Raw genomic sequence first — 6,847 nt, 5'->3', positions numbered from 1 at the left:
CCGGGATTTTTTGTCGATCCCGGTGCAAATGTGGGAGGGGGCTTGCCCCCGATGGCGGCCTCTGGGCTGGCCAGGATGCCGGGGGCATATCCGCCCCTGCATTCAGCCAGCATGGTTTGACGGGGCGCCTGAGATCAAGATCAAGAGCGGCTCGCTGCGCATCGTGGTTACGGTTGGGCGCTATAGTGTTGTGTAAATGCCTATGCCTATGCAGGGTGGGTTTGAGAGCATTAGTTTTTTACCCCAGTGGAACCATCTGATGCCAGACAGCGTGTCACGCCTCGTCTACCGAGCACCTGTTCCAGAAGATCTGGAACGGTTATTCGCCATCTTCGGCGATCCCCAGACCAATCTGTTCAATCCTGCCGGCCCCATGGCCGGTATGGAGGACGCCCGGCGTCTGCTGGGCCGATGGATCGAGCAGTGGTCCAGCGAGGGTTACGGCTGGTGGGCGATTGCGCGGCGCGAGAGCCCCGAGCAGATCATCGGTTTCGGCGGCATTGCACCGCTCGACTATCTGACCGTGCGGCGCATCAACCTCGGTTATCGATTCGCCGTGCAAGCTTGGGGGCAGGGCTATGCCACCGAGGTCGGACGCGATGCCCTGGCGCTGGCGTTCGACACACTGGGGGTGCCGGAAGTGTTCGGACTGGTAAGACCCGATCACGCGGCGTCGATCCGGGTTTTGAAAAAAATCGGCATGCAGCCATTCGGTCTGCTGGACGACGTGCCCGGCCAAGCCCCAAGCCTGGTAATGCGCATTTGTCATCCTACAACTGTAACTGCCTGAAGTTCTTTCATCCCCGGTAGAGCCTGGCTGACAGCAATCTTTGAGATTGACACTGTCAAAGCGGACCGATATAAAAGTCATGGTTGTACGACGACATATGACGTTGCATATGTCCTGCCTAACAAAAATAACAAAGTGATGCCATGAATCTGAACGAGCCCATCAGTGCCCATCGTGTTGGCCAGGCGGTCGGCAGCTATCGCTGGACGATCTGCGCGATGCTGTTTTTTGCCACGACCGTCAACTACCTCGACCGTCAGGTGCTCAGCCTGCTGGCGCCGCAGTTGTCGACGCAATTTGGCTGGAGCAATACCGATTACGCCAATATCGCGGCGGTGTTCCAGTTCGTCTACGCGATTTCCATGCTGTTCGCCGGGCGCTTTGTCGACAGGATCGGCACCAAGGCCGCTTACATCGTGGCGATCGTTATCTGGTCCACCGGCGCGATCATGCATGCGTTCTCGGTGCAGATGGGCGAGGGCATTGCGGCTGTCAGCACGGCCATCGGCCTGGCGGTGATTCCGGTGTCGATTGCCGGTTTCATGCTGTCACGCGCGGTGCTGGCGATTGGTGAGGCGGGCAACTTTCCCATCGCGATCAAGGCCACGGCCGAGTACTTCCCCAAGAAAGAACGCTCTTTTGCCACCGGCATCTTCAACTCGGGGGCCAACGTGGGCGCGATCCTCGCGCCGATCTGTGTGCCCTTGATCGCCGGCATGTGGGGTTGGGAAGCGGCCTTCATGATCATCGGCATGCTGGGTTTTGTGTGGGTGGCGGTCTGGGCCGCCGTGTACGAAAAACCGGAGCAGCAAAAGCGTCTGTCGGCCGCAGAATTGGCCTACATTCGCAGTGATCAGACCGCACAACCCTTGGCGCCAACCCCTACGGGCGCTGCGGGCGCAACCGCAAAAAAAGTCTCATGGTTCAAGTTGCTGACCTATCGTCAGACTTGGGCCTTTGCCTTCGGCAAGTTCATGACCGACGGTGTGTGGTGGTTCTTCCTGTTCTGGCTGCCCACGTTCCTGTCGGCGCAGTACGGCATGAAGGGCGCCGATATCGTGATGCCGCTGGCCGTGCTGTACAGCATGACCATGGTCGGCAGTATCGGTGGCGGCTGGTTTCCCAGCTATTTCATGGCGCGGGGCGATGCGCCGTATGACGGCCGCATGAAGGCCATGCTGGTGATCGCGCTGTTCCCGCTGGTGGTGTTGCTGGCGCAACCGCTGGGCTACATCAGCTTCTGGGTTCCGGTCTTGCTGATCGGCGTGGGGGCTTCGGCGCACCAGGCGTGGTCGTGCAATATCTTCACCACGGTGTCGGACATGTTCCCGCAGAAAACCGTCGCGTCGGTGGTCGGTATCGGCGGCATGGCCGGCGGCCTGGGCGGTGTGGTGATGACCAAGATCGGCGGCTGGGTCTTTGATTACTACAAGTCCATCAATGACATCCACACCGGCTACATGATCATGTTTGCGATCTGTGCCCTGGCGTACCTGGTGGCGTGGAGCGTGATGAAGGCGCTGGTGCCGCGCCACAAGGAAATCACTGATCTGTAGCGCTGCCTGGAAACGTTGCATCGGCCAGAATGATCCGAACTGACATCACGACACCGACCAGCACTGCGGCCAGCCCTGCGGTTTCCATGGGGGCTGGCCAACGCTGATGAAACCAGAGCCCGAGCAGCGTGGCGAACAAGGACTCAAGGGCAATCAATTGGCCGCTGAGTACCATGGGCAGGCGCCGCGTCGCCGCATTCCAGGCCCAGGCACCGACGACGGTGGACATCACGGCAATCACCAGGCTCCAGGCATACAGCGCCCATGCCTGGCTCCAGCCGGCGCCAAGGGTTGGCAACCGCAACAGGCCTGTCGCGTATGTCCATGGGAGGATGAACAGCGCTGCGGCACCGGCGCCCGTCAGCATCAGGGCGGTCCACAGGCTTGTCACGTTGGCAGGCAAGTGTGCCAGCTGCTTCTGGTTGATCACGCTGAAGCCCAGCCATAAGGCTACCGCGCCCAAGGAAAAAAACAGCCCGGCCAGCCAGGATTGGGGGCTTAGCGAGGCCTGGTGGAGGCTGCTGATATTGGTCAGCAACAGCCCCAGCGTGATACAGCCCAATGGCATCACCAATAGGCGCCAGCGCAGGGTCTTATGGCCGGCATTGCCGATCAGCGCCAGCAGCACCGGGACCATTCCAACAAAAGCCGGCGTCAATACCGGGCCGCCGAATATCACGCCCGCAGCGATGCATACGCCATAACCCAGGCAGCCCCATGCGCCCAGCACTGCCGCGAGCAGGTATTGGCCGCGGCTCAGCGCACGCAGTTGCGCGCGGCACAGGATTACCCCGGCTACGCCCACTCCACCGGCCATCAGGAAGCGCACGCTCATCAGGTCGTAGACGCTGTAGGCGCCCGTGACATAGGGCGCAATGAAATTCAGCGCCCAGCCGAGCGTGGCGACGATGGCGAATATCACGCCGGCGACTACAGAGGTGTGGGAAGTGCGCATCAGGCGGGTCCATGAAGTGATGGGGTCCATGGTGCGCAGCCACGCGGGTGTGCTACAAACGAGTTCTCGGTCCTGAGTACATAACCTGAGATTATGAATCTACTTGGAAAATCCCTACCGCCTCTTGCCAGTCTGTTGCCGTTTGAAGCCGCAGCGCGCCTGGAGAGTTTTTCCCGGGCGGCCGATGAGTTGCACATCACCCAGGCGGCGGTCAGCCGCCAGATACGCGGGCTGGAAGATAATCTGGGGGTGAAGCTGTTTTATCGACGCAACCGTGCGGTGTTCCTGACTGAAGAAGGGCGCGAGTTGGGGCGGGTGGTCAGCCTTGCGTTGCAAAGCATCAGTGAGGGCGCGGCCAGCCTGAGGGCGGCCCAGCGGCGCAATCGGGTGGTGCTGCTGTGCCAGTTGTGCGAGGCGTTTTATTGGTTGATGCCGCGCCTGGCAACATTCCACCAGCAATATCCGCAGATTGAAATCCAGGTGGTGACGTGCACGCGGCCGATCACGCAGTTCAATGACCCTTTCGATGTCGCCCTGCAAAGTACCCGGCGCGCCAGTGGCGCCCATGCGCTGATGTTTACCGCCTGCGACGAGGTTTTCCCGGTGTGCAGTCCCGCTTACCTGTGCCCGGAACAACCGCTGGCGCTGGCTGAATTGGCGACCTGCACGTTTTTGCACCACAGCAGCGAACCTCCGCACCTGATGGAGTGGGATGAGTGGCTGAAGGTGTTCGGCCAGTCATTGGCCCGTGATGCGCGCGGCATCACGTTCGACAGCTACCCACTGATGTTGCAGGCCGCTGTGGAAGGGCACGGTATCGCCATGGGCTGGCGTCGTACCGCAAGCAGGCTGATTGAAAGTGGGGCATTGGTCAGGCCCTGTGCCGAAAGCGTGTTTTTGCCAGAGGCTATTTCGGTGTACAGGCAGCAAGGGGCAGGCAATCGGGATGAGGTCGTGGCACTGCTGGCCTGGCTTGAAGCGCAGTTGCAGAGTGACGGCTGACAGGGGGCGCGATGGCCCCTGTCAGTCAGCTAAGCGTACACCGCTCTATGTAGGAGCGAGCTTGCTCGCGAAAAACTCACAGGCACCGCGTTCCTTCAGAAAACACGCGTTATCGTCGACGTTCTTCGCGAGCAAGCTCGCTCCTACAAACAACCTTAAAGTCCCGGTTATTGATTACGCGTAACGCGCCACACCGTGTTGGCCAAATCATCGGCGATGATCAGCGCGCCTTTCGGATCGACTGTCACGCCCACCGGACGCCCACGGGTCTTGCCGTCGTCACCGCGAAAGCCGGTGGCGAAGTCGACAGGCTCGCCGGCCGGTTTGCCGTTGCTGAACGGTACGAAGATCACCTTGTAGCCCACCGGATTGTCGCGGTTCCAACTGCCGTGTTCGCCAACGAATACGCCGTCGGCGAATTTTTCGCCCATGGCCGGGATGGAGAAGTCCACGCCGAGCGCGGCTACGTGGGAACCCAGGCTGTAATCCGGTTTGATCGCCGAGGCGACCTTGGCCGGATTCTGCGGTTGTGCACGCGGGTCGACATTCTGGCCCCAGTAGCTGTAGGGCCAGCCGTAGAAAGCACCTTCGCGTACCGAACTGAGGTAGTCCGGCACCAGGTCCGGGCCCAATTCATCGCGTTCGTTGACCACGGTCCACAACTGCCCCGAGCCGGGCTGGATGGTCAGTGCCGTCGGGTTGCGCAGGCCGGTTGCGTAGGGCCTGTGCGCACCGGTGGCGGCGTCGATCTGCCAGACCATCGCCCGGTCGATTTCCACTTCCATGCCGCGCTCGGTGATGTTGCTGTTGGAGCCGATCCCGACGTAGAGCTGGCGTCCGTCCTCGCTCACCGCCAGGGATTTGGTCCAGTGATGATTGATCTGCGCCGGAAGGTCGGTGACTTTGGTCGGAGCGCCGCTGGCCTTGGTCTGGCCGTCGGTGTAGTCGAAGCGAACCAGCGCATCCTGGTTGGCCACGTACAGATTGCCGTCGGCGTAAGCCAGGCCGTAGGGCGCATTGAGGTTGTCGGCGAACACCGTCTTGAGTTCGTAGGTGCCGTCGCCGTCAGCGTCGCGCAACAGAGTGATGCGGTTGCCGCTCTTGACCTTGGTATTGCCCTCGGCCTTGATCAGGCTGGCGATCACGTCCTTGGGCTTGAGCTTGGCCGCGCTGCCGCCACGGCCTTCGGCGACGAGGATATCGCCGTTGGGCAGGACCAGGGTCTGGCGCGGGATGGCCAGGTCGGTGGCGATGGCGGTGATGCTGTAACCCTCTGGTACCTTGGGCTTCTGATCGCCCCAGGCGACCGGCTCGGCGATCTTCATGCTTGGCAGCAGGCTGCTTTGTTGCGCCGGCAGCTTGGGATCGGGGCCGTGGGCCTGGGTCTTGTCGCCTTCACCACCGCAGGCGCTCAGCAACAACGCTGCGCTTAACAGGGTCAACGTGCTGGTGGTTTTCATTGGGCAGCTCCGGAACGCAGGTTAGTCAGGCCGATCCAGGTCGCCAGCATCGCCAGCAGGGTGACGACTGCCGACAGCACCAGGCCGGTCGGCATCATGGCGTAGGCATCCTTGGCGTGCTGGAAGGCGTTGATCAGCCCCAGCACCCAGGCGGCCAGCAGCAGGAGAAAGTAGGCGGCAGGACGCCCGGCCTTGCGTTCGGCGCGCAGCAGATTGACCAGGGCGAACAACAGGGCAAATCCACTGAACACCAGTGCACCGGCGATCAGCCAAGAGGCGAAGTTGGCCCATTGAATCTGGTAGGTCTGGCCGTAGGCAATGTCACTGAGCAGGGCGCCCAGGAACAGCGGCACGCTGCCGGCGAGCAATGTCGCATGCAGCGGGCCTGGTGTGCAGCGATAGGTGGGGAGGGTGGTCATGGGCGATGCAGCTCCTTATCGTTCGGCGGGCCTGGTGGCGATGGCTTTGCATAGAGACTTTGCATAGGAAAGGAGCTTGCTGCGTGTGAGAAAGTTCACTGAGGGTTCGTGTCCGAATGTTTATCGAACCAGTCGGCGTAGGGTGTGTTCACCACGTTATAGCGGTTGAAATCCGGGCTGCCATCCGTCCACCACACCGGCCCGCGCTCACCGAGCGCGACCTTCGCGCGCTGTACCTGCTCGCGGGCCTGCTTCAACTGCTGTGTGTCGCCAGAGGCCTTGGCCGCCTTGACGGCACGCCGTGCATCCATCAACGCATCCACCCAGCGCTGGCGTGTGGGTTCATCCAGCGTCGGGTTGGTGCGCCGCCAGAGTCGGCCCTTGAGCACGAAATAGCGGCCATCCGGGGTGTCAATCATGGTGCCAGCGCAGCACCCGCAACACGCCCCACATCATCGACATCACAATCGCCAGCCAACCGGCGAACAGGCTGAAGAGTGTCATTGCAAGGTTCATAACCACCTCCATAACGTCGTCGTTTCAATGTTGTCGTGCAATAGGTGACCCCGCTGCGCACGCAGGATTCAACCGGATTGACCGAATGAACCCTTGGCGGCCTGCATCGCCTAAGCCTCTATAATCTTCCCGATGGCATATCACCAGGC

Annotated in this window: 7 protein-coding genes; 3 read left to right on the top strand and 4 right to left on the bottom strand. The window is 61.3% G+C overall.

Going from position 1 to position 6,847, the window contains the following annotated elements:
- The first annotated feature begins 259 nt into the window (after positions 1-259).
- Both BFQ00_RS09970 and BFQ00_RS09965 read left to right on the top strand, forming a co-directional pair.
- On the top strand, positions 260-790 hold the full coding sequence (locus BFQ00_RS09970; protein WP_065933377.1) for a GNAT family N-acetyltransferase: 531 nt from the start codon (positions 260-262) through the stop codon (positions 788-790).
- A gap of 143 nt (positions 791-933) precedes the next feature.
- Positions 934-2,346: an MFS transporter gene (locus BFQ00_RS09965; protein WP_065933376.1), complete on the top strand. Its 1,413-nt coding sequence runs from the start codon at positions 934-936 to the stop codon at positions 2,344-2,346.
- Here BFQ00_RS09965 and BFQ00_RS09960 read toward each other — a convergent pair.
- The gene (locus BFQ00_RS09960) at positions 2,333-3,301 is read right to left on the bottom strand and encodes a DMT family transporter (protein ID WP_065933375.1); all 969 of its coding nucleotides are present in this window, start codon (positions 3,299-3,301) and stop codon (positions 2,333-2,335) included. The genes BFQ00_RS09965 and BFQ00_RS09960 overlap by 14 nt on opposite strands.
- A 93-nt stretch (positions 3,302-3,394) precedes the next feature.
- On the opposite strand from BFQ00_RS09960, the gene BFQ00_RS09955 reads away from it, so the two are divergent.
- Positions 3,395-4,303, top strand: a complete 909-nt coding sequence (locus tag BFQ00_RS09955) for a LysR substrate-binding domain-containing protein (protein WP_065933374.1) — start codon at positions 3,395-3,397, stop codon at positions 4,301-4,303.
- 167 nt (positions 4,304-4,470) lie between these two features.
- Here the strand turns inward: BFQ00_RS09955 and BFQ00_RS09950 are convergent, their stop codons facing one another.
- The 3 genes from BFQ00_RS09950 to BFQ00_RS09940 form a co-directional block, all read right to left on the bottom strand.
- Positions 4,471-5,763: a PQQ-dependent sugar dehydrogenase gene (locus tag BFQ00_RS09950; RefSeq protein ID WP_065933373.1), complete on the bottom strand. Its 1,293-nt coding sequence runs from the start codon at positions 5,761-5,763 to the stop codon at positions 4,471-4,473.
- Positions 5,760-6,182: a DUF2231 domain-containing protein gene (locus BFQ00_RS09945; protein WP_065933372.1), complete on the bottom strand. Its 423-nt coding sequence runs from the start codon at positions 6,180-6,182 to the stop codon at positions 5,760-5,762. The genes BFQ00_RS09950 and BFQ00_RS09945 overlap by 4 nt, the downstream gene beginning before the upstream one ends.
- 95 nt (positions 6,183-6,277) lie before the next feature.
- Positions 6,278-6,601: a hypothetical protein gene (locus BFQ00_RS09940; protein WP_065933371.1), complete on the bottom strand. Its 324-nt coding sequence runs from the start codon at positions 6,599-6,601 to the stop codon at positions 6,278-6,280.
- Positions 6,602-6,847: the final 246 nt, after the last annotated feature.

Source organism: Pseudomonas sp. 28 E 9, assembly GCF_900004785.1.
In the GTDB taxonomy this organism is placed as follows: domain Bacteria; phylum Pseudomonadota; class Gammaproteobacteria; order Pseudomonadales; family Pseudomonadaceae; genus Aquipseudomonas; species Aquipseudomonas orientalis_A.
Note: the sequence above shows the minus strand (reverse complement) of the source record. Positions and strands in the feature narration are given on the sequence as shown.